Annotated in this window: 22 protein-coding genes; 9 read left to right on the forward strand and 13 right to left on the reverse strand. The window is 44.9% G+C overall.

What is annotated here, in order from left to right; translation table 11 throughout:
• Positions 1 to 89: 89 nt before the first annotated feature.
• The 5 genes from glmS to LY387_RS18910 all read right to left on the reverse strand — a co-directional run bounded on the left by glmS (position 90) and on the right by LY387_RS18910 (position 6,797).
• On the reverse strand, positions 90 to 1,922 hold the full coding sequence (gene glmS / locus LY387_RS18890) for a glutamine--fructose-6-phosphate transaminase (isomerizing) (RefSeq protein ID WP_042477995.1): 1,833 nt from the start codon (positions 1,920 to 1,922) through the stop codon (positions 90 to 92).
• 73 nt (positions 1,923 to 1,995) lie between these two features.
• Positions 1,996 to 2,763, reverse strand: coding sequence for a DeoR/GlpR family DNA-binding transcription regulator (locus LY387_RS18895; protein ID WP_234497384.1), 768 nt, complete (start codon positions 2,761 to 2,763; stop codon positions 1,996 to 1,998).
• Positions 2,764 to 3,040: 277 nt separating this feature from the next.
• A complete protein-coding gene (locus LY387_RS18900; protein WP_156111110.1) occupies positions 3,041 to 3,574 on the reverse strand; it encodes an MltR family transcriptional regulator in 534 nt (177 codons plus the stop codon).
• A gap of 50 nt (positions 3,575 to 3,624) precedes the next feature.
• Positions 3,625 to 4,773: a mannitol-1-phosphate 5-dehydrogenase gene (locus LY387_RS18905; RefSeq protein ID WP_234497385.1), complete on the reverse strand. Its 1,149-nt coding sequence runs from the start codon at positions 4,771 to 4,773 to the stop codon at positions 3,625 to 3,627.
• A gap of 131 nt (positions 4,774 to 4,904) precedes the next feature.
• Positions 4,905 to 6,797 (reverse strand): PTS mannitol transporter subunit IICBA, encoded by a 1,893-nt coding sequence (locus LY387_RS18910; protein ID WP_234497386.1) that lies wholly within the window; start codon positions 6,795 to 6,797, stop codon positions 4,905 to 4,907.
• A 466-nt stretch (positions 6,798 to 7,263) separates the two neighbouring features.
• Here LY387_RS18910 and LY387_RS18915 point away from each other — a divergent pair, with 466 nt between their 5' ends.
• Positions 7,264 to 7,914 carry an HAD family hydrolase gene (locus LY387_RS18915; protein ID WP_234497387.1) on the forward strand — a complete coding sequence of 217 codons (651 nt, stop codon included), beginning with the start codon at positions 7,264 to 7,266 and terminating at the stop codon, positions 7,912 to 7,914.
• 86 nt (positions 7,915 to 8,000) lie between these two features.
• On the opposite strand, the gene LY387_RS18920 is transcribed toward LY387_RS18915, so the two are convergent.
• Positions 8,001 to 9,641: a glycoside hydrolase family 32 protein gene (locus LY387_RS18920; RefSeq protein WP_234497787.1), complete on the reverse strand. Its 1,641-nt coding sequence runs from the start codon at positions 9,639 to 9,641 to the stop codon at positions 8,001 to 8,003.
• A 247-nt stretch (positions 9,642 to 9,888) separates the two neighbouring features.
• Positions 9,889 to 10,878 carry a LacI family DNA-binding transcriptional regulator gene (locus LY387_RS18925; protein WP_234497388.1) on the reverse strand — a complete coding sequence of 330 codons (990 nt, stop codon included), beginning with the start codon at positions 10,876 to 10,878 and terminating at the stop codon, positions 9,889 to 9,891.
• Positions 10,879 to 11,182: 304 nt separating this feature from the next.
• On the opposite strand from LY387_RS18925, the gene LY387_RS18930 reads away from it, so the two are divergent.
• On the forward strand, positions 11,183 to 12,628 hold the full coding sequence (locus LY387_RS18930) for a sucrose-specific PTS transporter subunit IIBC (RefSeq protein WP_234497389.1): 1,446 nt from the start codon (positions 11,183 to 11,185) through the stop codon (positions 12,626 to 12,628).
• 46 nt (positions 12,629 to 12,674) lie between these two features.
• Here LY387_RS18930 and LY387_RS18935 read toward each other — a convergent pair whose 3' ends face one another.
• Positions 12,675 to 13,727: an MBL fold metallo-hydrolase gene (locus LY387_RS18935; protein WP_234497390.1), complete on the reverse strand. Its 1,053-nt coding sequence runs from the start codon at positions 13,725 to 13,727 to the stop codon at positions 12,675 to 12,677.
• Positions 13,728 to 13,899: 172 nt separating this feature from the next.
• Positions 13,900 to 14,793, reverse strand: a complete 894-nt coding sequence (locus LY387_RS18940) for an NAD(P)-dependent oxidoreductase (RefSeq protein ID WP_042478005.1) — start codon at positions 14,791 to 14,793, stop codon at positions 13,900 to 13,902.
• 379 nt (positions 14,794 to 15,172) lie between these two features.
• Here LY387_RS18940 and LY387_RS18945 point away from each other — a divergent pair, with 379 nt between their 5' ends.
• On the forward strand, positions 15,173 to 15,649 hold the full coding sequence (locus LY387_RS18945; protein ID WP_234497391.1) for an SRPBCC domain-containing protein: 477 nt from the start codon (positions 15,173 to 15,175) through the stop codon (positions 15,647 to 15,649).
• A gap of 61 nt (positions 15,650 to 15,710) precedes the next feature.
• On the opposite strand, the gene LY387_RS18950 is transcribed toward LY387_RS18945, so the two are convergent.
• Positions 15,711 to 16,193 carry a GNAT family N-acetyltransferase gene (locus LY387_RS18950; RefSeq protein ID WP_234497392.1) on the reverse strand — a complete coding sequence of 161 codons (483 nt, stop codon included), beginning with the start codon at positions 16,191 to 16,193 and terminating at the stop codon, positions 15,711 to 15,713.
• Positions 16,194 to 16,313: 120 nt separating this feature from the next.
• Between LY387_RS18950 and LY387_RS18955 the strand changes: the two genes are divergently transcribed.
• Complete coding sequence (locus LY387_RS18955; RefSeq protein ID WP_234497393.1) at positions 16,314 to 17,177, forward strand: DMT family transporter; 864 nt, start codon at positions 16,314 to 16,316, stop codon at positions 17,175 to 17,177.
• A 136-nt stretch (positions 17,178 to 17,313) separates the two neighbouring features.
• Positions 17,314 to 17,955, forward strand: coding sequence for a hypothetical protein (locus LY387_RS18960; protein WP_234497394.1), 642 nt, complete (start codon positions 17,314 to 17,316; stop codon positions 17,953 to 17,955).
• Here LY387_RS18960 and LY387_RS18965 read toward each other — a convergent pair.
• Positions 17,925 to 19,721, reverse strand: a complete 1,797-nt coding sequence (locus LY387_RS18965; RefSeq protein WP_234497395.1) for an SgrR family transcriptional regulator — start codon at positions 19,719 to 19,721, stop codon at positions 17,925 to 17,927. The genes LY387_RS18960 and LY387_RS18965 overlap by 31 nt on opposite strands.
• 689 nt (positions 19,722 to 20,410) lie before the next feature.
• Between LY387_RS18965 and LY387_RS18970 the strand changes: the two genes are divergently transcribed.
• On the forward strand, positions 20,411 to 21,526 hold the full coding sequence (locus tag LY387_RS18970) for an OmpP1/FadL family transporter (protein WP_234497396.1): 1,116 nt from the start codon (positions 20,411 to 20,413) through the stop codon (positions 21,524 to 21,526).
• A 14-nt stretch (positions 21,527 to 21,540) separates the two neighbouring features.
• On the opposite strand, the gene LY387_RS18975 is transcribed toward LY387_RS18970, so the two are convergent.
• Positions 21,541 to 22,044 (reverse strand): L,D-transpeptidase family protein, encoded by a 504-nt coding sequence (locus LY387_RS18975; RefSeq protein ID WP_234497397.1) that lies wholly within the window; start codon positions 22,042 to 22,044, stop codon positions 21,541 to 21,543.
• A gap of 258 nt (positions 22,045 to 22,302) precedes the next feature.
• Between LY387_RS18975 and LY387_RS18980 the strand changes: the two genes are divergently transcribed.
• From LY387_RS18980 to LY387_RS18990, 3 genes are all read left to right on the forward strand, one after another.
• The gene (locus tag LY387_RS18980; RefSeq protein ID WP_234497398.1) at positions 22,303 to 23,022 is read left to right on the forward strand and encodes an SDR family oxidoreductase; all 720 of its coding nucleotides are present in this window, start codon (positions 22,303 to 22,305) and stop codon (positions 23,020 to 23,022) included.
• 312 nt (positions 23,023 to 23,334) lie between these two features.
• On the forward strand, positions 23,335 to 23,478 hold the full coding sequence (locus LY387_RS18985) for a hypothetical protein (protein ID WP_197058751.1): 144 nt from the start codon (positions 23,335 to 23,337) through the stop codon (positions 23,476 to 23,478).
• A gap of 243 nt (positions 23,479 to 23,721) precedes the next feature.
• Positions 23,722 to 24,447, forward strand: coding sequence for a sulfite exporter TauE/SafE family protein (locus LY387_RS18990; protein WP_234497399.1), 726 nt, complete (start codon positions 23,722 to 23,724; stop codon positions 24,445 to 24,447).
• A gap of 108 nt (positions 24,448 to 24,555) precedes the next feature.
• Here LY387_RS18990 and LY387_RS18995 read toward each other — a convergent pair whose 3' ends face one another.
• Positions 24,556 to 25,812 carry an MFS transporter gene (locus tag LY387_RS18995; protein WP_234497400.1) on the reverse strand — a complete coding sequence of 419 codons (1,257 nt, stop codon included), beginning with the start codon at positions 25,810 to 25,812 and terminating at the stop codon, positions 24,556 to 24,558.
• Between the last annotated feature and the right edge of the window lie 305 nt (positions 25,813 to 26,117).

The following is a 26,117-nucleotide window of genomic DNA, read 5'->3' on the forward strand; positions in this document are numbered from 1 at the left end:
GGAGATATTTATCGGAGGGATATTTCTTACAAACTAAAAGGCAGCATAGGTTGCCCTATGCTGCCCTTCATTAGTGCGATTGACGAGATTTACTCAACCGTTACCGCTTTCGCTAAGTTACGTGGTTGGTCAACGTCTGTACCTTTGATCAATGCTACGTGGTAAGACAGAAGCTGCATTGGCACTGTGTAGTAGATTGGAGCGATGATGTCGTCTACATGAGGCATTTGGATGATCTTCATGTTTTCGTCGCCTTCAAAGCCCGCTTTCTCGTCTGCGAATACATAGAGTAGACCACCACGTGCACGTACTTCTTCGATGTTAGACTTAAGCTTCTCTAGCAGATCGTTGGTTGGTGCTACAACAACGACTGGCATGTCTGCATCGATGAGTGCTAGAGGACCGTGCTTAAGCTCACCTGCTGCGTATGCTTCCGCGTGGATGTAAGAGATCTCTTTAAGTTTTAGAGAGGCTTCCATCGCGATTGGGTAGTATTCGCCACGACCTAAGAATAGTGTGTGGTGCTTATCAGCGAAGTCTGTTGCTAGTGCTTCAATTTCTTTGTCGAACGCTAGTGCTTTCTCGATGTTTGCAGGCAGTTCGTGCAGTGATTTCACGATTTCTGCTTCACGCTCTTCTGTCATGCGATCTTGAAGGCGAGCAATAGACACAACCATCATCAGCATCGCTGCTAGCTGAGTTGTAAATGCTTTCGTTGAAGCAACACCGATCTCTGTCCCTGCGCGAGTCATGAATGCGAAGTCTGATTCACGAACCAAAGAAGAGCCCGCTACGTTACAGATAGTCATTGCAGACATGTAACCTTTCTCTTTCGCAAGGCGAAGTGCTGCTAGCGTATCGGCTGTTTCGCCAGACTGTGAAAGAGTTACTAGTAGGCTGTTTGGACGAACAACGAAGTCGCGGTAGCGGAACTCAGACGCGATTTCCACGTCACAGCTTACGCCAGCGATAGATTCAAACCAGTAGCGAGCGGCCATACCAGAGTTGTATGAGGTACCACATGCGATGATTTGAACGTGCTCAACCTTCTTAAGGATATCAACCGCGTTAACACCAATAGCTTCAGTTACTACTGCTTTGTCAGTTACACGACCTTCCATTGTGTTGATCAGCGCGCGAGGCTGTTCGAAGATCTCTTTTTGCATAAAGTGACGGTATTGGCCTTTGTCACCTGCATCATGTTCTGCGTTCGATTCTGTGATTTCGCGCTCTACAGGGTTACCATCAACATCAAGAACTTTAACGTCACGACGAGTAATTTCTGCTACGTCACCCTCTTCTAGGTACATAAAGCGGCGAGTCACGCTTAGAAGCGCAAGTTGGTCAGAAGCAAGGAAGTTTTCACCAACACCGAAACCGATAACGATTGGGCTACCAGAGCGAGCAGCAACGATGCGGCTTGGGTCTTTGCGGTCAACTACTACTGTACCGTAAGCACCGTCTAGTTGAGCTGCTGTTTTTTGTAGCGCTTCAACCAGTGTTTCTGATGTGCGACGCTCCCACTCAACTAGGTGAGCGATAACTTCTGTATCTGTTTGAGATTGGAACACATAACCACGCTCTTGAAGCGTTGCACGTAGCTCTTCATGGTTTTCGATGATGCCGTTGTGTACAACCGCGATATCACCAGATACGTGTGGGTGAGCGTTCGCTTCAGATGGTTCACCGTGAGTTGCCCAGCGTGTGTGTGCGATACCTGTACCGCCTGTCACATCTTGTGCATCTACTGCGTCAGCTAGCTCTTGCACCTTACCTAGACGACGAACGCGCTTAAGCTCTAAATCAGCATCAACAACGGCAACACCCGCTGAATCATATCCACGGTACTCCAGACGGCGTAGACCCTCTACCAAAATTTCCGCTACGTCACGTTGTGCTACCGCACCTACGATTCCACACATAGTAATTCTCCACTTTTTAGTTTCTGTTTCCCTCTATGAACGCAAGCAAGTCAATAGAAGAGGGATAAATTGTTTAAGCGCAAATAACCTTTACGCTATTAGATTCGATTAGAGCTTTTTGCTCTTGAGTTAAGCCTTGATCAGTCACTAGCACATCAATTGCATCCCACGCTAATTCTAGATTAGGAATTCTTCGGCCAATTTTCTCGGATTCGATCATGACAACCACTTCACGGGCGACTTCAGCCATGACATTACTTAGCCCGATAAGCTCGTTAAAGGTTGTCGTACCGCGTGCTAAATCCACGCCATCAGCGCCAATAAACAACTGGTCAAAGTCATAAGAGCGTAATACCGATTCTGCCACTTGACCCTGAAAAGACTCAGAATGTGCATCCCACGTACCGCCTGTCATCAACAAGGTCGGTTCGTTTTCTAGGTCGTTTATCGCGTTGGCAAGAGAGAGTGAATTTGTCATCACTACCAAGCCTTTCTTGTTGCCCAGACGGGACACCAATGCACCGGTTGTGCTACCGCAATCAATAACGATGCGATAATGGTCGTTAATCAACCCTACCGCAGCTTCTGCGATCTTCTCTTTGGTTTCAGACGTCGCCACGGAATCATTTAGCACTTCATCAACCGCTTCTTGAGGAAGAGAGACGGCTCCGCCATAGCGACGAAGCAACTGACCATTTTTTTCAAGCGATGTGAGATCTTTTCGAATCGTAACCTCTGAGGTATCAAATAAAGCAGACAACTCTTCAACACTGACTTCGCCACGCTCTTGGACAAGCTGGGCAATGGAATGGCGTCGAACCTGAGTATTACGTTTTCTCACTTTAACTTTCGCTTCAAAACTTAACTGATGCAAAAATTATTTCACAACGTAACTTATAGCGCAAGAAAATGGCTGTATTATTTGTAAGACACGATTTAACTGATGAAAAATCGAACAGATAAGTTTCGTTTCGAAAGTTAATTATGTAAATTTACAGAACAAATTCGAAACTAAGCACGCTAAAGTGGATAAACAAAAGTGGATCTAGGGAAATTGGTAAAAGACGAGAAGGCAATAAAAAGCCCCAACACTTGTTAAGCATTAGGGCTGAAATAGACTAGACGAGAGGGTTATCTCGGCAAAGTGTATTCACCATTTCGGTGATGGCAAGGATGATAGTAGATTTCACTCGCTGATAATGACGCTCTAGAAACATCTCCAACATCACTTCATCAAGACCTGCGGTCATGCTGGCATCGTATTCGATCGGCATCATTTTTTGAATAGCACTGATTTTATTCAGTTCGAATAACACATCAACTTCGGTAAAACTAACGTTGTTCTCTTGATGCTTTGTCCACTCTCTTAGGGTTACAAAAATGTCTATATCATCAAACACTTCTTTAGATATAACACCGAGGCCGAGGAGCAATTTAGCGCGAACAAGAATGTCGCCAAGAGGACCATCACTGGTAAGAAGGGGATCAACAACGTACTTCACTGCGTAGTCGTCTTTATGAAAGATACTATTGATAAGGGTATCCAGAGTGTCGTCGATGGCATCATAAGCGGCCATAAGACATTCACTCGCGTCCTTTGCTTCGGACAGAGCTTCTAATAGTTCGGTTTCATTGGGCGGGTGCAGTGGCATAACATCTCTTAAAACAAAGGGTGCCACTTGCGTGGCACCAACAGCTTGAATCATTTGAGCGCTAAATACGCTTCGTGCGCTAGTGTAACAATTTCTGAATCAACATTCAGCTCTGAATAATGAGCCAGTGTTTTTTCAAATCCTTGTTCTGCAAACATAGCTTGAAGCTCAACCGCTTGTGGGTCATCGTCGTTTTTGTAAAGGAATGCTGCGGCGATACCTTTTAATAGGTGACCATTCGGCAATCCATACTCAAGCGTACCGTTAAGAGGCTTAATCAGGCGATCTTGTGGGCTCAATTTACGGATTGGTTGACGACCAACGCGGTCCACTTCATCACGTAGATATGGGTTAGCGAAACGACCCAGGATCTTCTGGATGTAAGCGCCATGCGCATCTGCATCAAAGCCGTAGCGACGGATCAGTACTTCACCGCTCTCTTGCATTGCAGCGGTTACATCAGCTCGAATCGCTTCGTCTTCAATAGAATCTTTGATCGTTTCGTGACCCGCTAGTACACCAAGGTATGCCGTGATTAGGTGACCTGTGTTAAGTGTAAACAGTTTACGCTCAACGAACGCCATTAGGTTGTCGGTACATTCCATACCCGCAATTGCCGGAATATCACCCACAAACTGAGTTTGATCGACGATCCATTCACTAAAGGTTTCAACTGTTACTGCTAGGGGATCAGTTTCGCCCTCTTCTGCCGGTGGTACGATACGGTCTACCGCAGAATCCACAAAGCCAATGTTTGCCTCGGCAAACGCTTTAACATCTTCAGAAAGGTGCTCAAAGATCATTGCCTTTAGCTGGCTCGTACCACGCACCATGTTTTCACAAGCAATAATATTAAGTGGCGCTGTGTTGCCATTTGCTGCACGCTTTTCGATGCCTTGTGCTACCGATTTAGAGATGATCTTTAGTACTGTCGGACCAACTGCTGTCGTAACCATTTCTACGTTAGCAATAAGATCAATAATGTCGCCGCTGGTCGAGTTTACTGCTGTAACATTCGTTACTTCTTCTACTACTACATCTTCGCCAACGATTTTTACAGGGTAGGATTGACGTTCAATCAGAGCGTTAACCACGGTTTCGTTTACATCTGCAAATGTTACGTGAATGCCTGCATCTGCAAGTAGTTTTCCGATAAAGCCACGACCGATATTACCTGCGCCAAAATGTAATGCTTTCATAAGACGTCTTCCTAAATAACTCATTAAAAAAAGAAAAAGAAAAAATCAAAAATGAGACCAACAAGGGGGGCTGTTGGTCTCTTTCACTTAGGAGCTATGACTCAAAGCCAAAGTGATAATCACCACTTCTGCTACTTACCACTCAGGATGCGAAGTACATCTTCAGCATTGGTGGTAGACTTCAAACATTCGACAGCTTCGTCGTCATCAAGTGAATTCGTAATCGCAGTGATAACCTGAATATGCTCATCACCTTGCGCTGCGATACCAATAACCATCTTAGCTACGTCATCTTCGTCCTCGCCCCACTGAACACCTTCAGGGAACTGACAGAACACGATGCCCGTCTTTTTAACGAATTGTTTTGCTTCAATAGTGCCGTGAGGTACTGCAATCGACTCACCTAGGTAGGTAGAAACCAACTCTTCACGAGCCAACATGCCTTCAACATATTGCGGTTCTACGTAACCAAGTTTTACGAGTTGCTCACCAGCAAACTTGATAACCTCTTCTTTGGTTTTTGCTTCCATTCCCAAGAAGATATTTTCATTTGATAGCTTAAGCGTTCCTTCTTCATTGCTTGAGCTAGTGTCTGCTGGCGCTTCAGGCTTTTTTGGCTCAGCGCCTGCTTGCTGTGCGTTAACTAAGTCAGCAACTAAACCGTCGTACAGTGCACCATCTAGGAAGTTACCCAGAGAGATGTGGTGTGCATCTGCAGCGTGAGTGCGAGCACGGTCAGTCAGGTCTTTGTGAGTGATAACAATATCTGCACCATCTGGTAGGTTGTTGATCGCTAGGTTAGTCACCTCAATGCCAAGGCCAGCCGCTTCGACTTTCTTACGAAGCATGCTTGCACCCATTGCACTTGAGCCCATACCTGCATCACAAGCAACGATGATTTTGCGTACTTTTGCTAGGTCTAGTTCACCACCTTGGCCTTTAGAAGCTGCCTTCATATCCGCCATTTGGCTTGCTGCTTTCTCTAGTGACTCTTCTTCATCATCTTGCTTAGATGTTTTCATTAGTAGCGAAGCTACGAAGAAAGTAACCGTTGCTGAAGCAATCACTGATAGAATCACACCAAGGAATGAAGACTTAGGTGTCATCAGTAGTACAGCAAAGATTGAACCTGGTGATGCTGGAGATACTAGACCTGCATCAAACATGGTTAGTGTGAACACACCAGTCATACCACCAGCGATAACCGCAATGATTAGACGTGGGTTCATTAGAACGTATGGGAAGTAGATTTCGTGGATACCACCGAAGAAGTGGATAATTGCCGCACCCGGTGCTGATTGCTTAGCGTTGCCACGACCGAAGAACATGTAAGCAAGCAGTAGACCTAGACCAGGACCTGGGTTTGCTTCAATCAAGAAGAAGATAGATTTACCCACTTCCTCAGCTTGTTGGATACCGAGTGGCGAGAAGATACCGTGGTTGATTGCGTTATTTAGGAATAGGATTTTCGCAGGTTCAACAAAGATAGAAGTAAGAGGTAGTAGACCCGCGCTAACCATCATGCCAACGCCAGCAGCCAGTGCTGTTGAAAGCACTTTTACTGCAGGACCAATCACTAGGAAAGCAAGGATCGCACAGAGCATACCAACGATACCCGCTGAGAAGTTGTTCACCAACATCTCAAAGCCGCTCTTCACTTTGCCTTCAACTGCTTGGTCAAACTTCTTAATCGCTAGACCACCAAGAGGGCCAACAATCATAGCGCCCATGAACATCGGAATGTCTGTACCGACGATAACACCCATAGTGGTAATCGCACCAACGACAGCACCGCGATCACCTGCTACCATTTTACCACCGGTATAACCGATAAGTAGCGGTAGAAGGTAGGTGATCATAGGACCAACCATTGCGGCTAGTGTTTCGTTTGGAATCCAACCAGTAGGAATAAATAGCGCCGTAATCAAACCCCAAGCGATAAATGCACCAATGTTTGGCATTACCATGTTGGAGAGGAAACGACCAAAGTTCTGTACTTTGATTTTTGCTTCAGGAGATAGCATAAGGTCATCCTCGTTATTAGAAAATGTGTCCAATGGACTAAAAATGTTTATTCAAAAGTCCATTAAAAAGTAACACAGGATTTCCAAAAGTCAGCATGACGGCACTTTTTGTGACAAATATCACACCAAAAAGCTCATAGATTATTTTTTATAGTGATCAGAGTCACGTTATTTGCGCGTTGATAAATTACATAGCATTTTAATTGATAACAACTCTCATTCAAAAGTGATCTAAATCACTAATCACCCTCAAGACACCCCCAAATAGTTAGTGACCAAAATCACATAATGAGCAAATTACTTCACAACCACCTATTCAAGGCAGCTATTTCATACTTAAAACTGAACACGCATTAACCGCAATAGCATTAAAATGTAATTTAATTACAGGTTTGAAGTTTTAATTTCACAAGACTTCTGACAAAGTAGAGCGAATAAAAAACGTGAAAATAAAGAGGACATCATAATGTTCAAAGCACTACTGTTCGATATGGACGGACTTATCTTTGATACCGAGACGGTATATAAAGCGAGCTGGCAATACGCAGCAACGACGATGGGGTACGACTTAACGGATGAGTTCTATCAAGGTTTTATTGGTGTGCAAGATCCAGACTGCGAGAGAATGCTGGTTGAGCATTTTGGTTCAGGCTTTGACCTCAACCACTATAAAACCATCCGCGATGCGCATTACCATGAAGCGCGTCAAGCGGGCATTGCCTTTAAAGAGGGGTTTCATGAACTATTTGCAGAAGCCAAAGCCCAAAAGCTCACTATTGCTCTCGTGACTTCTTCCCATTTACCCGAAACCAAGCTGAACTTTAGTGCTACTGACTACCTCAATCAGTTCGACCTCATTATCACCGCAGAAGATGTCGATAATGGCAAACCTCAGCCAGATTGCTACATCATGGCGTATGACAAACTCGGACTTGAGGCACAAGACTGTTTGGTGCTTGAGGATTCTAATAACGGGATGCGCTCGGGGAAAGCTGCTGGATGCTATGCCGCAATGATTCCGGATATCATGCCGCCGCATCAAGACGTCATAGAAACAGCGGACTATATTTTCGACTCACTTAACCAGGTCACTGAGTTGCTGAAGTCACAACGCTAATACATAGCGTGTAGAGAATAGAAAGCCCTGTACCGTTTGGTTACAGGGCTTTTTTATGGTGTATTTTTCAAAGTGAATGGCTGTTGTTAACTCAACGAACTTATAAATGGAGCGCTTGCCGCGTTCAATGGGTAGACTTCAAAGTCTGATGTCCCTCCACGTAACTCGATACCAGTAGCATCTTTGTCAGTGAAGACTCGACCAGTCATTACAAACTCACCACCATTCACGAAGATCTCCAAAGATGACTCATCCGAGAGAATTCGTAGCTCAACGTTTTCACTATTCAGCGTCAGTACGCGCTTGGTATCCCCCTCACGAATTAAGGTGTCGGTTCTATCAAACACTAATGAGCGAGTGGTTTCATCTAGTCGTATCGATACGTATTGATCCGCTTTTGCATGCAACCTAAGCTCGCTACCCCACTCTAGAACCACACTCATATCAAACGCCTTGTCACAAAGAGATGGGTATCCGCTGTTATCTAATGTGAAGCACTGCTTCTTTTTACGTAATGTCGCGATTTCAGCAACAGGGGTTTGGACAAGTCGTCCGTTTCTATTGGTTAGTTCACGAAGCGCTGTCAGCTGATGCACCCAACCGTTATCACTCGACGGATGGTTGATTTCATCTGGCAGTCCCATCCATCCAGAGAGAACTCGACGACCATCGGCGGCTAACATGGTTTGCGGTGCATAGAAGTCGAAACCTTTATCAAGATTGTCAAAATCTGTTAGCGAGATTTTTCCCTCTAAATCCAGTTCAGCCTTCACATACCCATTGTGATGAGGGATGGTGTGGTACGCGCTGTCCGACTCAATCCCCTGAGGTCCAACAATCGCAAAATGCTCGCCATCCAGTTCGAAAAGATCCGGGCATTCCCACATATAACCAAAATCCCCCATTTCATCACCACAAAGCGATACGAATTCCCATTGATGCAGATCGCTTGAACGGTAGATTGCCAATCGCCCCTTGAGATCGGTGGTTTGGGCGCCTAGTAGCATTAACCAATGCTCACCGTGACGAACGATTTTAGGGTCTCGAATATGAGGCGTGACACCCTCTGGCAGGTTCGGGATCACAGGACCCAGTTTTTCAAAGGTAATTCCGTCATTCGATACCGCTAAACATTGAGTCGTATGACGATCTCTCTGATTACCAATTCTTGTATTACCGGTATAAAACAGCATGAGTTGCTCGCCTTGGCTCAACGCATGACCAGAAAAAACGCCGTGGCTATCAAACCAATCTGATGGCGTTAATGCGAGAGGCTGCCACTCCCAATTGATCAGATCTTTGCTCGTTAAGTGAGCCCAGTACTTGTCTTTGTGGACACAGGCATATGGATACCACTGATAGAAGAGGTGGTACTCTCCGTTGTGGTAGATGAAACCGTTAGGGTCGTTCAAAAGTCCTTGAGGTGGAGAAACATGCCAAGACGGTCGATGCTCGCAATCAACTGGTTTGCTGACAGCCTCAACTTTCAATACTTGCTGCTGACTAATTACGCTACCCAGCTCAAGTAACGATGAATCATCGAAATGATCAGGCATATCAAACGTCAGTTGAGGCTTACCTAACACCTCTTCAAGCGAATAGCGTGGCGTACCATCGTTAACTAGAGACGTATCATGGACTTCAATTACCAGCTGGTTATTCGGAAATAAGACACGATTCACGTTAGCCGGGCCACCAAGCAGGTTCACCAAGTCGCTCACTGACATCGCGGTTGTTGAAGACTTCGCTTCTGGATCTTTGGTTGCTGAAACCTTGCTAGTGACTGAAACCATAATAGCTATACACCTATACCAATGATTAATATTTTTGGGAACGTTTGCAATACTAGCGATGAAACAGGAATGATACAAGACCAACGGCTGAGTTTAATAGAAACTGTGACTTAACACACACCATGACTCCGTTGGATTAGGAGCCATAGTGAGGGTGTTGTCGTGAAAATTTGGGGAGGAATTAGCAGGTTTGTCGTTCGATATTTTGGAAAGTAAGAACGACCTTACTCATAACAGGTGGATGCCCATCAAGTAATTCAATCAATACCTTAGCGGCACTTTCTCCCGCTTTATCAAAGGGATAGTTAAAGGTTGAAATACTCGGCGAAGATACCGAGCCCAGTTCATCATTACCGACTCCTAGTACCTTAATATCCTCTCCGGCTTGTCGACTACTCTCTTCAATCGCCTTAACCGCACCTATTGCGATTCTGTCAGTCGCGCAAAACAAGCCATCTAGGTTTTCATATTCTGTTAGTAGCTGTTTCGCCTGTTGGTAGCCCGACTCTATGGTAAACTCACCACGACTATGAAACAAAGGCTCGCCTTTACGCTTGAACTGTAAAGCTTGTTCTAAGCCTTGGTAACGCAGTTTATCAACAGCAATGTCGGAACTCGCCACACCAATAAAACCAATATTACTACAACCTGCTGATAGTAAACGATTTCCCGCCTCAAATCCGACGCGAAAATCATCATGCACAATGCTTGGGATATTGAATAACGAACCATCCTGACCGACGAGTACAACAGGAGCTATCGAGTGCTGAATCGCTTCTACCAATTCTTCGTCCAAATGGGTTGCATAAAGAATAATGCCTTCAACCCGCTTTTGGTTAAATAGACGAATAAACTCAATCTCTTTTTGAAAAGACTGTTGAGTACTGGCTAGTAAGACGTGTTTTCCAGCACTTTCAAACACCGCACTTAATCCATCAACCCCTTGTGAGGTGGCGTTAGACGCAACCCTTGGTACGATTACTCCGATCAAGTTGGTCTTTTGCGATTTGAGGTCTTTAGCAACAAGGTTCGTTTGATACCCCAACTCATCAATAGCCTTTTGTACCTTATCTTTGGTCGCCTGCTTGACTCCATACTCATTATTTACCACGCGAGAGACTGTCGATTTAGAAACGCCAGCAAGTTTGGCGACATCATGAAGGCTTGCCATAGGATAAGTGTCCGATATTTATGGGAATGTTTGCAAAGAATACCACGATTTTCACCATTCTTATAACCAGTTAGGGCCCCAAATATGGTTCTAATTTTATAGCTTCAAGGAAAAATCTAATCTAGCGCACATTCTTTTGGCTCCTTGTATACTAAGAAATGATCACGGTCACACTGTCGCCTTTATCTTTTGACACGACCTCATCCATGCTTATGATTCGAAATTGCAAACGTTCCCAAAAGTATTCAACACACAACAGGGAGCGAATACGATAATAACGCACAAAATGTAACCGGAGCTCGTTATGAACTACCCAGTCATAGCCAAAGAACTACTTACTCTGTTAGGGGGAAAGGAAAACCTCTCTGCCTTAGCTCATTGCGCGACTCGCTTGCGCCTCGCCGTTAAAAATGAATCTTTGATCCAAGAAAAAGCCATTGATGATCTTGAGGGTGTAAAAGGACAATTTAAGGTAGCAGGTCAGTACCAAATCATTTTTGGCTCGGGCATCGTAAACCAAGTTTATGCAGAACTCGCAAAACTAACGGGCATGTCCGAAATGTCGACCAAGGATGTCGCGTCTGCGGGTGCCGAGAAACAAAACTGGTTGCAACGCGCAGTAAAAGGTTTGTCCGATATCTTCGTACCTATTATTCCAGCAATCGTGGCCGGCGGTCTGTTGATGGGTATTTTCAACCTTCTCACCGCACCGGGTCTTTTCATTGAAGGTCAATCTCTGATCGATGCAAACCCAGGTCTTGCTGATCTCGCAAGCATGATCAATACCTTTGCCAATGCACCTTTTGTCTACTTACCTGTTCTATTGGCATTCTCTGCTTCTAAAAAGTTTGGTGGTAACCCATTCCTTGGCGCGGCTTTAGGTATGTTGATGGTACACCCTGATCTACTCAACGGCTGGGGCTTTGGTGGCGCAGCAGTGTCTGGCACGATCCCAACTTGGAACATTCTGGGCTTCGAGATCCAAAAAGTGGGCTACCAAGGTTCGGTGCTACCTGTATTGGTATCGGCGTTTATTCTCGCTAAAGTTGAGAATGGTCTTCGCAAGTTTATCCCGTCCGTGTTGGACAACCTGCTCACTCCGATGCTTGCCATCTTTATCACAGGTTTCCTAACATTCACTATAGTGGGTCCATTCACACGTGACATCGGCTTTTTACTGGGTGACGGTCTAAACTGGCTCTACGATTCAGCTGGCTTCATCGGCGGTGCACTGTTTGGCTTTATTTATGCGCCGTTTGTTATCACCGGCATGCACCATAGTTTTATCGCCATTGAAACTCAGCTTCTTACTGATATCGCAATCACAGGTGGTACTTTCATCTTCCCAATCGCGGCAATGTCTAATATTGCTCAGGGTGCAGCCGCTCTAGCTGTTGGCTTCACCACTAAAGATGTAAAACAAAAAGGTATTGCAATGCCATCGGGCGTAACAGCTCTGCTTGGTATCACCGAACCTGCGATGTTTGGTGTTAACCTTAAACTGCGTTATCCATTTATTGCAGCGATTATCGGTGCGGCGGTTTCAAGTGCGTTTATCACTATGTTTAATGTAAAGGCTCAAGCGCTTGGTGCGGCAGGTCTACCTGGTATTATCTCAATTCGCCCAGAAAACATCGGCTACTATATCGCCGGCATGGCAATCTCATTCGCGGTTGCGTTTGGTTTAACCATTGTTCTTGGTATGCGTGAAAAGCAAAAAGCTTCAAAGCGACTAACAGCAGCCGCTTAACTAACTGAATGCTTCTACCCCCCATAATAAACAAAGGCGCTAATTATCAGCGCCTTTGTTTTGCTTCGTTTCCTTCCTCACTCCACCAGCGCTCATCGTTTTTTCGAACATTAAGCTCACTCACGATCACTTTTTCTCCAATCTTCGGGCAAACAAAATCAACATTGCGACGCTTAGCTTCGCTTTCTGCTCTTAGCAGAGGTTCATTCCATTCATGATAGGAAAGATCAAAAGTCGCGTTGTGTATCGGTAGCATCACCGCGCCTTGTACATCAATGTGTGCCTGCACACTTTGTTCAGGAAACATATGAATATCCGCCCAGTTCTCATCATAGGCACCCGTTTCTATTAATGTCAGATCAAAGGGACCGTATCGTTTACCGACTTCTTTAAATCCACCAAAATAGCCAGAATCACCGCTAAAATAGACTCTAGACTGAGTCCCTAAGATAGCCCAGCTTCCCCAAAGCGACGTATCCCTTTGCTTGTACGAACGCCCTGAAAAGTGCTGCGTCGGAGCAAAAACAAAGCGGGTCTTTTCCACTGTTATTGATTCCCACCATTCGAACTCAACGATTTTTCTTACCTCGACTCCCCACTCAATGAGGTGGTCGCCTACACACATTGGCACCAGGAACTTACCAACTTTATGATGCAGTTGTTTTACAGTTTGTTTGTCTAAATGGTCGTAGTGATCATGGCTTATTAAGCACACATCAATATAAGGCAGTTCTTCAACCGAAATCGGCAGTGCGTGATAGCGCTTGGGGCCTGCCCAATCGAGAGGCGAAGCTCGATTTCCTAGCACCGGATCAGTCAAGATTATTATCCCATCGACTTTAAGCAATACCGTTGAGTGTCCCAAACGATAAATGCAGTCTTGCTTCTCTGTCTCTATCACATCAGCTTGCATTGGCTCTACGGGAATATTAGGCGCTTTGAAGTTCAGTATCTTATCGATGTTAAGGTAAGAGCGGAGGGTAGTGATCGTATCTTTAAAGGTGGGGTTGTAGAGAGTCTCTGAGTTTGTGAACCGCTGGGGCTTGGATGCTTCTGGCAATAGAAGGGTCTTTACACTTCTTGATGATAACGCTGGCATACTTGGCTTCCGATTGAGTAGTTAAGCCTATCCAGTGTTGCTCCGCTCAATGACACTTAGATGCCAGTAAGACGAAATAAATGTGTCGATAAAGTGACCGTTTTGACATATTCAACACAAACAAAAAACCCCACCGGTTAAGGTAGGGTTTTGTTAACTTAAAAGCGCTAAATTAAGCTTCAGCTTCTGCTTTTAGGTTAGTGAAGTAATCGAAGATTACTGGTACGTCGTTTTGACCTAGGCCAGCATCAACTGCTGCTTGTAGGCTTGTAGAAGTACCTTGAGCGATTAGAGACTCAGTACCTAGCTCTTCACATAGAGCAAGGAAGTAGCCAAGGTCTTTGTTTGCGTTAGCAACAGAGAAACCTAGTTTTTCTTCGCCGTCAACCGCGTAGAACTTACAGAACTGCATGAACGGAGAGTTAGATGGACCCGCTGACATGATGTCAAATAGTTGCTGACCGTCAACGCCCGCTAGCTTAGCTACTGCGAAAGCTTGAGACATAGTAGCAACAGTAGTCATACCCATGAAGTTGTTAACTAGCTTAGTAACGTGACCTGAACCTAGAGCGCCTAGGTGGAATACGTTTTCGCCTTGCTCGTCAAGAACTGGCTTAACTTTGTTGAATGTTTCGATGTCGCCAGCAGCCATGATGTTTAGAAGACCATCTTTAGCGTGAGCTGGAGTACGACCTAGAGGAGCGTCAATCATGCCAGCGCCGATAGCAGCAAGGTCAGCACCAATCTTCTTAGTAGAAGCTGGGATAGAAGTACCGAAGTCGATAAGCGTTTTGCCCTCTGACATACCCGCTAGGATACCAGTGTCGCCGTATACTACTTTCTCAACAACTTCAGAAGTTGTTAGACATAGCATAACGATGTCACTTTTCTCAGCTAGTTCTTTACCAGAAACTGCTTCAGATGCGTTGCCACGAGCTAGAACAGCTGCAACTGCATCTTTGTTAAGATCCATTACGTTTACTTCGTAACCACGGTTTTGAAGATTCTCAACCATGTTGCCGCCCATAAGGCCAAGACCGATGAAACCAATTACTGGCTTTGTCATGTGTGACTCCTAATAAAATACTATTGTATGACTATTTGCAGTTACTATATCTGCTCGATAGGAATTTCGCAATCTTCATTCCTCGAGAAAATGTGATCAGATCTAAATTATGAGAGATAGAACAGAAAAATTCATACAAAAAGGAAGAAATTGCCTGAATTGCGCCTAAATCGTTCAATTTTTACGCACTACTTGTAATACATTATACCCAATTTATCGACAAGGGTCTTCATACAATTCACCAAATGTCTTGCTAGCGCACATATCAAGATTGAGAGAATTGAAAAACCGCCCACGACAGACTGCATACCATCCGACGCAATCAGCATTCTGGGTATATAGTTAAAGTGTCCAAACGCGAAACCTTGGCATGGTGACTATGAACGATCCACATCAAATACAGTGGCCGGAGTATTTCCACCCTAAGAATGCTCCTGTTCACGTGAAAAACGAAATTGTCATCCCCTCAGATTGTGAGACCATCTGGAGCCACATTGTACGTGCTCCGTGCTGGCCCAACTGGCAGCACCGAAAGACCGCAGTACAAATCGTGAAAGGCGACAGTAACGAACTTCACAAAGGCAGTGTATTTAATTGGATAACGAAAACCATGCGCTTTGAGTGCACGGTGGTCGAATATGAACCTTTTGAGAGGATAGCATGGCGAGGTAAAACGGGAGACGTGGACATGTACCACGCATGGCTCATCTCGCCCTGTACTGAAGGGTGCCGTATTGTGACAGAATCAACGCAGCGTGGTGGTCTGCGTTGGCTCACTGGGATTTTTGTTAAACGTCAAGTAGACGCCTACCACCAGCATTGGCTCGAAACATTAGTGCACAAAGCCAAAGAGTGAGGCTGGATCTTTATTGACTCGTGCTAATTACCTCGGTTTTTGCTAGTTAATTGAATCCTCACTATAGAGCTTTAAGCATCCATACATCACAGCCGTTGTGCAAAGTGCCTTCATATGGCTCGCTGAGATGCTCAAATCCAGCCCGCTCATATAAAGCAATGGCTGATCCCATTGAACTCAAAGTATCTAGGTAACACTGTTTGTAGCCTTGCGCTTTTGCAAATGACAAGCATTGTTCGGTCAACGTCTTGCCAAGGCCTAAGCCTCTACTTTCAGGGAGTAAAAACAACTTTTTGAGTTCGCATACGTCATCGCCTTGACCGAATGGTGCGATACCGCCGCCGCCCACCACTTTTCCATTTACCAACGCCACTAAATACAGGCTGCGGTCTTCTTCGTTGTAATACTGACTCATCGCCGACACTTCTTCATCCGAGGGACCAAATCCTTCGCCCACCGCACCGAACTCTGCGCCGACAGACTTAATAACCTCACACAACGCTTCATCAAAGTCTGGTGACACCTTTACTACTTCTACGCTCATCCTTTACTTCCTATTTAAACCGCTGAGGTTACTCGGGTATATATCTTATGAACAATTATCTGTTTAGCGATTGCTGACATCAAGTTAGGATTTAGACATGCTCAAGATAGGCGCCCAATAATGAATAACACGCTTACCCTCTCCTTCGCTGCAATGACAGCCTTTGCTTTTAACTCTTTGCTGTGCCGCTTGGCACTGGGAACATCGGCTATTGATCCACTTAGTTTTACCTCTATTCGACTCGTGAGTGGCGCCGCAACACTGGTCTGTTTAGGCTTGATACTCAAAAAGCAGCAGGGCGATTCAAGTCCATCACTAAGAATGTCTCTCGCCTTAGGAGTGACACTTTTCGGTTATGCGCTGTCATTTTCACTGGCCTATATCACGCTCGATACGGGTACGGGGGCGCTGATTCTTTTCGGTACGGTGCAGTTTGCACTCATCCTCCATCATAGGTTCAGTGGACACAAACTCTCTTTCGTTGAAATGATTGGAATCGCAGTTGCACTGGGCGGCTTTGTATTACTGATGTTACCCAGTGCCTCCCAGCCTTCTATTCTAGGAGCATTGCTTATGATGGTCTCAGGGTTGTGCTGGAGCGGTTTTACCTTATTGGGCAAAAAGGTGGCTTCACCGATAACCGCGACTCGGCAAGGGTTTGTGGTGGCAAGCATTCTGGTTATCGTTGCGGTGCTTGTTCATGGTTTAACAGCTTCAACAACCAGCTATCTAACACTGAGCGGCAGTTTTTATGCGCTTCTTTCTGGTATTGTCGCTTCCGCTCTGGGGTACTACCTTTGGTACCGTCTCTTGCCGAAGATAGATGTACTGGAAGCATCATTAATGCAGCTCACGGTCCCCGTTATTGCATTATTGCTTGGCTGGCTATTCTTAGCTGAGTCTCCTTCATTACTCGCGTTGATAGCGACTTTGTTTATTTTATCGGGAATCGCACTAACCTCTTGGGCAAAAGCGCGCAAATGAACCTAGCTGCAGCCTTCTTACCCATAAGAAGATGAATAAGAAAGTGAATAAAATACAAAACCTTAATTGGTATCTCGACTCGAACTGCACTAACTTATAGCAACAGTAATTCAGCCTATGACTACCTGAGATGACCATGAAGAGACTATTTACTCTATTGCTTGCCGCCCTTTTACCACTACAAATCAGTATTGCAGCGAGTGATCTTCCCGCGGACGACGTTGAACAAGAAACAGAGCAGCCTTTAGTAAACATCAATATGATGCTCGACCTAAAGGGGATAGAGCAGTCGATCAACAGCTCAAGCGTTGCCATAGATAATTTAGCCACCTCTCTTACTCTACTTTCAAATAACCAAAGTTTGAATGAAGAGCAACGACAAGTGCTGGTTGATACCATGGACAACATCAACGAACTGACTGAGATGTCTAAATCCTCGTTGGCGGCACTGCCAGGCGCTCTAGAGCAGTCTCAAAACTCGATTGCTAACAGCACCAAAAAGTTCGCTTATGATGTTCGCTTCAATGTGCTGCTGTTATTAGCGTTACTGGTGCTCTCGATTGTCTTGGCGCTGATCGCTGCTTATTGGTTGCTACTACGTCCAATGCAGGGCACGATACTGCATGCAACACGCAACGTATCTAAGATGGCATCAGCAATTCATAAAACCGCGGAATCACTAGAGACAACAACAGCAAATCAAAAAGTGTTGACCGAGAGACTGAAAGCCTACGAGTCAGAAAAGGCTCAATCTGCAGACCACACATCTCGAATTTGAGGCCAGCCCCAAGTCGTTATCTCAACGCCTTTTAAAATTCCTTGAAAGCTCAATGTCTGCCTATGATGGAACATTGGGCTTACGATACCTTCATGTATCAAAAGAGAGCCGATTTGTTCGAGCTCAGTTAAATAGTTTTCGGGTCTACAATCGGCACGAATCTTATTAAGCTCCGCCTTCAACCATTGGCTCACATCATCACCGATACCTGCATGCAGTACAGGGTCACTTAAGAAGAACAATAGTGCTGATACCTGCCTATTGTCATCAAGGTTTAGACTGCTCATCACAATATCTTCATTGAAAGGCCCCCGTATCGCCTTGCCAACAAATTCATCGAAATCATAAAGGTTAAGCGTTACCCCAATGCCTTTCGCTTCTAAAATTTGCTTTACGGCTTCAGCGCTTCTTAGTATCCCTGGATGATTGTAATAGGCAATTTTTAGCTCTCGAGGCAGTTCTACAGCTCGATTGTGGATGCGTTTTACGTTGTGCCAGAACGGGAAAAAGCTGCTCGCGAACTCGGCGCCAAAGGTGTCTTGGTTTTTAACAAGTTGCTGCCAAACTTTTTCGCCACTTAGCATCTGGCTGAGCCAGCTGCGCTGCGCAAAAGACAGTGAAGGGTTCGCTTGATTGAAAATCATGAACATACAGCCGTCTTCGATTCGAGCACGAGAGGTTGTACTACTCAGCGCCTCTTTCTCCAAATCGATCTCTGGATGCGAGATCACCTTTTGAGAGTAAGGTTCGTTGACTCGTGATCCCGACACCAAAGCTTGTTCGCAAGATGCCGGGTTTTTAGGACTATGGCCATTAGAATGCTGGCTATTAGCACTAACAGACCATATCGAAACATGATCGGTTAAAGAACGTAAACCATGATAGCGCTCATTGGCAGAAAGGTTGAGGAGAGAACTCGATTGTTCGGCGAGTGAAAACACGCCACACCCAACCACATTAAGATCTGACTCTTCAAGCTGTTGTGGGGGTTGGATGGAATATTTCAAATCACTAAGCAGTGCCGCAAAGCCTGTATCAGATCGGCTAAGCGATACCGTAAATCCAAGCGCATGATTGACTTCGACGCTCTCTAGGTGATCGAGCTCTGAACGATAATAATCACGCTCTTTCAGTTGCATCAATAATGTGGCGATGGACTCTGCGTTTACCCTAGCGCCGTCATGAAAGTAAACGGATGGTCTTATATAGAATGACCATTTTCTGAAGCGCTCATCGGCTTCCCAATGATGGGCGATATCTGGTTTTAGCTCGCCATCACGGCTCATCGACACTAAACAAGCGTGAACTTGTCGCACCAAAAAACGTTCACTATTGCGATGCGGTACGTTCGGTGCTAATCGAGCAAATGACCGGTTGTAAGTAAGCTGAACATGTACACTGCCCTCATTAATCTGAGCCCCCGCGGTTTGCTGCAAAAGCTGGCCAAATGTGGACTGGTCATTATCTAAAAATTCCAGCGCACGATCATACTTGCTCTGTTTTAACCATTCGGTCGCAATTAACTTCTTAACGTCACTTCGGTCCAGCTTTTTGATCAATGTCGATCGCTGGTTCCTTCCCACTTTGGGCAACCAAGCAATCCAGCTTAGTTCGGTCATCTGCTTTAGCACAGAGCGAGCATGGCGCGGACTGGTTGCCATCGTATCGGCAACATCGGCGAGGGTCACCGCGTACTCAACTGAGACTTCAAACTTGATGAGACGCTCATAGTAGCGATATAGGTTTATACTTTCCAAATTAGGCACTCCATCCTAAGCAAACCATTCCTCATATATGACAACTATGACTTAAAAAGGCGAAATCCTTGGTTTTAAGCCAATATAAGGAACAAGATACCCAAAATACTATCTGTTTTATTATACCGCATAAAACAACACAATATGTACAGATTCCCCCCAACACAAAAGATACCGGAGAGCCTAATGAGAAAAGATACAACGCGACGAACCAGCAGCTCTGCACGCCCTTTAAAAGCTTACTATTTAAATCAGCTAAGCAACGCCAAATCTCAATTACAAGCAAATGCCCTTTTGCAACTCGCAAAAACCTGCCAGTTTTTTGACTAGAAGAGCTCAGACGGTCGTGAGCTACATGTTTATGCTCCTACCCCCACAAGCACTATTCATGCTCACGATCGTCACCTCATACGTCACATTAATTTTTACCCCGAAGCGCTCAAAGGAAAATTCTGACAGTCTTTTAAGTCAAAACATCAAAGCATACTTTCTTAACTCGTAAGAAACGCAACGGCTACTTACACTGCACATACCACAAAACATCATAGAGTTAGTAACGAGACCCATCCTCTTATAACGTCTACTAACACCGCACTCACGGCTTGCAATCAGCAATGTCACTTTTATTCACACAAAAATTGCATGGTATAAAAATCCACCATGCTAGAATGCCGTTTTTTCATAGCTTGATAACAAACATGTCTCTTACACAACGTATTGCCATTACGGCAATGGTTTGTAGTTCACCGATCGCTAACGCCACTGGTCTTAACTTTTGGGAATCCTCAACTTCAAATAGTGCGCTCGCGAGCGCGAATGGCGCATCAGCAGTCGATGCAAGTATTTTGGCAACCGCTCCGTCCAGTATGACGCAGTTAGAGACCACTACGGTAACCGCGAGTGTCACTCGCTATCAGGTCGATACTGATTACGATATTTTGGGCACGCAATCGTCTTACTCAAAAGCGAATCCTATTCCAGCTGGCTTTATGGTGATGCCGATAGACTCAAACTGGTTCGTTGGTCTCGCTGCCTATAGTCGCACCGCAGCAGATATTTCGATTTCAGAGTTTAGGCTTCCGCCGCCACTCAATATACGCATCTTAGAGCAAGCGCGAGTGCGCCCTATCGTCGTGTCCTTTGCGCCTAGCGTTGCCTATAAGATGGGAGATGTGAGTATTGGTTTAACGCTTGAATATCAATATGCGGACTACTTGCTTGAAGTTGATAAATGTAAGTTCTTAGGCGGGTGTAATACTGAGACAACAACAGGCAATACCGATGGCTGGACAGGTGCTATCAGCGCAACTTGGCAAGCTAACTCGTGGCTGACTCTTGCAGCAACACACAGGCTCGATAGCCAGTTTGGTGACAGTAATATCCAATTTGCTCTACCATCGATAACAAGCGTCTACGGGACTATTGCTTTGACCGACAATTGGTCATGGCACAACACCTTCAGTCTATCGCGTTGGGATGGTCAAGGTGTTACCTACGCTGACTATGACGATCCTATCCAACTGTTGAAAGGATCCCGTCACAGCAAACGCTACGCAACTTCCATGGAATATCGCATTGGGCAGTTAGCGCTACGTGGTGGCGTTAGTATGGATGAAGCGATTGATTCCTTTGGTGGAGAAGATGTTCGTTATCGACTCGGCGCAGCCTACGCGGTAAACGAACACCTGACCTTTGATCTTTCTGGCTTTAGCGAGAACTATGCGAGAAAGAACGTGAAGCTGAATGAAAGCTATCAGGTGGATGTGCAAAATAAAGGTTACGGTGTGAGTTTCGGTCTAACCTATCGCTACTAACCCCAGTAAAACAACTACCAACGAATATAGATGGGCGTACCAATCTTAACTAGAGAGACCAGCTCGTCCATCTCATCGTTGGTAATGGCAATGCAGCCATTGGTCCAGTCGAAGCTTTGCACAAACTGTGGTGGCTTATTGTTGTCATTTTTGAGTCCGTGAATCTTGATGTTTCCTCCGGGACTCACCCCTAAACTTTGTGCGCGTTTCTTATCTCTCAAATTTGGATAGCTAATGTGCATAGAACGATAAAACGCAGAATCATCCATTACGAAGTCGAGGTAATATTTGCCCTCAGGGGTGCGATTGTCACCTTCCTGAATCTTGTGTCCACGTGGATTTTTTCCGAGTGCAATTCGATACTCTCGGACCACAACATCACCGTCCATCAAGTACATTCGTCTCGAAGACTTTTTTACTTCCACTCGATCAACGACAGCATCTTTTGCTAATTCCAAACTAAGCGCTTGAAATGGAAGAGCAATAGACAAAACTAAAACCAATAACCACTTATACATCAGTCTTCCCTCAAAATTCGAACGCAAATCTTATCCCTTTATGACAATAGTTCCAACGAAATGTGCCATTTCATCGCTCTTGTTATTCTGATACGAACTAATGCAATGAGTAGAGTATAGAAAGAAAACTAGCAAGTTCATTGTTGCAATATAACAACACTGTTTTAATTAAATCCCCATATATCAACAATAGTTTTTTGACTAGACTTGTTAGCAACTTCACTACAGAAGTCCACTAATTCAAAAAAGGGTGAACATATGAAAAAGCTAGTTGTTATTACAGGTGCAAGTTCTGGTATTGGCGAAGCGATCGCACGTCGTTTAAGTTATGCTGGTCACCCACTGCTTCTTCTTGCTCGTCGCGTAGAGAAGCTAGAAGCACTGCAACTACCTAATACACTGTGTGAAAAAGTCGACATCACCGACAAAGCGACGTTTGAAGCAGCCATTGCTAAAGCGGAAGAGCAATTTGGTCCTGCTGACGCTCTGATTAACAATGCTGGCGTTATGCTACTAGGTCAGATCGATACTCAAGACGCATCAGAATGGAAAACCATGTTTGACGTGAACGTCGTTGGTCTTCTCAATGGTATGCAGGCGGTACTTGCACCAATGAAGGCACGCAACGCCGGCACCATCATCAATATCAGCTCGATTGCCGGTCGCAAAACCTTTGGCAACCACGCTGCGTATTGCGGTACCAAGTTTGCCGTTCACGCTATTTCAGAGAACGTTCGTGAAGAAGTTGCAGAGTCTGATGTTCGTGTTGTCACCATCGCTCCTGGCGCGGTAGAAACAGAACTGTTGTCGCACACAACTTCACAAGAGATCAAAGATGGCTACGATCAATGGAAAGAAGTCATGGGTGGTGTACTTGCAGCCGATGATGTTGCGAGAGCGGTAGAGTTTGCTTATGCACAACCTCAAAACGTGTGTATTCGTGAAATTGTATTGGCTCCGACCCGCCAGCAGCCATAAAATCACAGAAACATCTAAAAACAGCGCCATTTGGCGCTGTTTTTTTGTGTCTACTTCAAGGCAAAGTCGTACTCAGGGAAAATAATATACCTTTATCAAGCCCTATCGCTAAAGTGAAATAACAAAAGTGATATTCGTCAGCATCAATAATCAAAATTGATTGTAACCAGTTGTAATTCTATGACGCGTTCGCGTTTTACGGAACATAATTCATAAATCGATTTAATAATAGCGTCGGCTCTCAATTTGGCCTGGTGGGTTATTGTAAAATACACCTAGTCAATAACGGTTCCTGATTTAAGGAGAAGTAATATGGAGAGAATAATCAACACCTTAGGGTTATGTATCATAGCAAGCAAGTACGCTATCGTGCTATTGATGGCTGGTATCACGTTCAGCAGTGGTGCATTCGCCGCTGAATTATTACTGTGCACAGGGATGGAAAACTCTGATTGAGTTTTTGTAAGGGAATATACAGCGACATTCTTCTAATAAACCTTTTTACGTTGCTTTATATTTTTAGGGAGCTATTTGCTCCCTTTTTTTATTCTAAGGCATTAAGCTTGATTTAAATCAATTATTTCATGCCTTCCTATATATCAATAATATCCAGTTTATCGTTAAAGTCCTCTGCCCCTTACCGTAACTTAGCGGTACAATGTCGCCCTCTATGACCTTTGATATTGAAAAGGATGATTCATGCTTGCTGATTGGCTCAGCCAAACCTCACTCATTGCGATGCTATTGATCTTCGTTGGCGCTTACGTGCAAACAGCAATCGGCTTTGGACTCGCCATTGTGGCGGCACCTCTCTTGTTTCAAGTCTCTCCAGACTATGTGCCGGCTCCGATTTGCCTCGTCGCTTTGTTTATCTCAATCCTTAACGCCATGAAGCACAAGAGCAACATCGCTATCGGCGGGCTTAAAATGGCAATGATAGGTCGCGTTCCTGGCTCTGTTGCGGGTGCAGCTTTGTTGCTATACGTATCGACTCAAGTGCTGTCACTCTGGCTAGGGTTGTTGGTTGTTTTTGCGGTTGTTGTGAGCCTTTTACCCGTGCGTATTGAACCAACACCAACAAGAATGGGTATTGCAGGCTTCTTTTCAGGCTTCTTTGGCACTAGCAGTGGTATTGGTGGTCCGCCAATGGCACTTCTACTTCAGCATCAAGAAGCGAATCAGCTACGCGGCAACCTATCAGCGTTCTTTGTGTTCAGCTCAATCATGTCGCTTATTGTGCAAGCCCCTATTGGCTTTCTTACGCTCCATCACCTCTATATCACTGTGCCACTCATTCCCGCGGCGTGGTTGGGCTATCACTTAGCAAGACTTACTACCCAGTCACTACCGAAAGAGAAGGTCCGACTGGCGGCTTTATTGTTGTGCTCAATTAGTGGTCTGACGGCGATTTGGCAAAGCTTTTAAGGGCGTGGTATTTGAGAACACAGTTTCCTCAAGTCACTTTTATCGTACACTTATAACCAGAAAAGGGAGCAAATTTGCTCCCTTTTGTTATCAATCACCCTTTTCAGCTCAAGCGTGATTTGTCTTTGCTTTGTGCTCGTGCGTTTGCTTTTCTTTGGTGACAATCCAAATTGCCACAAATGCGATAGCAGTTAACACACCAATGGCTACAGGCAGAGCACTCCAACTGAATGACTCAACCGTGAAACCACTGATCGCACTACCTGTCGCAAAACCGATTGAGATAAAGAACATCATCAAACCTTGCGTGTAGCCCGCACCAACACGTGTCAAGCGAGACGCGACCGCCGGCGAACACATGTCTGTCACGGTAATGCCTTGTAGGTAAACGATCACCAAAGCCACTGGTAGAATCACAGTCGGAATGAACTGAAGTTCTGCGATAAAATACAGTGCTGCGATTACTGCAATAGACGCAACAGTACACAGTTTGAATAGTGCTGTTGGTCCAAACTTCGCTGAAAATCTCTCAGCTGCAATAACAACAATCAAACCTAGTACTGCTGAGATAGAAAGACTCGTCGCTGACAAGGCTTCAGACACCGTGAATGCATTTTTCATCAGGTTAGGAAATTGAGCCTGGAATGCACCTTGGCCAGCACATAAGGCAGCTACGGCAAATAAGAACAGCCCAAACTTCGAGAATAGTACTTTAACGATGTTCACTTTCTCTTGGGATTCTTCTGCCGCCTCTTTTTCACGCGCTTCAGCCGTGTCCAATACGCGCTGTCCAGCTTCTTTATTGCTAAGAAATGTCACAACAGATAAAACAGCCACAGTCGCCATCATTGTGTAAAAGCTTGTCTCATAGCCAAATCCACCATCAGTCAATGCCGCTAATGCACCACCACCTAGCAAAGTACCGATGATCGCCGCTTGCGCCATACGACCAAGCTTTAGTGCCTCAGTTTTGTTGTCGTATCCAGCAAAGGCAATAAACACTGGGTTTAGCATTAACAGCGTTGCGGAACCCAGACCAAAGAACACTGAGCCAATCGCCATCATTGTAAAATCAGTACCCGATGCGATGTAGCAGAAACCAGCGACGATATACGCGATCATGCCTAAGAACTGCGCTAAGCGGTGCGCTTTAAACTTATCGGCAAGTAAACCGATAATCGGTGCTGCGAGACCTGCCACACCGAAGAAACCCATTGCAATACCTGCATTGGCAAAACTACCCGTTCGCTCGGCAACGAAAGCTGGCATAACAATAGGAATGAATACAAGCTGTACAAAGCCGTATGCGAGGTGGGCTGAAAACCAAAGTTCGATCCCAAGTTTGTTAAATAGGTTTTTTAGCATAACTATTCTGCGTATCCCTTTTGCCAAGATGAGACAAAGCCTCCGGTTCAATCGGCAAAATTTCAACAAGCATCCTTCTGGTAAAAAAGTTGGCCATCATGGCCATTCACTCTGACTAGTATCAAACAGGTATAATAATTCTCTAGCGAAGAACACTAATGTTACATGTGTTGTAACCATTATTAATGCCACTACTAGAAAGTACTACTTTGTTTGTTGATTATTAACTTACTACCAAAAATAAATATTGAAATAGTTCAAATCAATATTTTGAAAAAATAGTAATGCTCTATGTCTCAAAATTA

The sequence above is a fragment of the Vibrio maritimus genome, assembly GCF_021441885.1.
GTDB lineage: Bacteria > Pseudomonadota > Gammaproteobacteria > Enterobacterales > Vibrionaceae > Vibrio > Vibrio maritimus_B.